Below are 230 nucleotides of genomic sequence, written 5' to 3'. Positions count from 1 at the left end.
CCCAACGCGCCGGCCGGCTCGGTGATCGAGCGGGTATCGTCGTAGATATCCTTGATCGCCGCGCAGATCTCATCGGTACTGACCGTGATCACGTCATCGACATAGTCTTTGCAGATGTCGAAAGTGTGCTGGCCGATCTGCGCCACTGCCACGCCGTCGGCGAAGATGCCCACGGTCGGCAATACCACGCGCTCGCCGGCCGCCATCGCCGCTTGCAGGCAATTGGAGTC

1 protein-coding gene is annotated in these 230 nt (G+C 62.6%); it reads right to left on the bottom strand.

Annotated features, from left to right (window positions below; genetic code table 11):
• On the bottom strand, positions 1 to 230 hold a 230-nt coding region (locus SB772_RS46195), incomplete at both ends, for a pyridoxal-phosphate dependent enzyme (protein ID WP_410839292.1).

The sequence above is a fragment of the Paraburkholderia sp. SIMBA_030 genome (assembly GCF_046535245.1).
In the GTDB taxonomy this organism is placed as follows: Bacteria; Pseudomonadota; Gammaproteobacteria; order Burkholderiales; family Burkholderiaceae; genus Paraburkholderia.
Note: the sequence above shows the minus strand (reverse complement) of the source record. Positions and strands in the feature narration are given on the sequence as shown.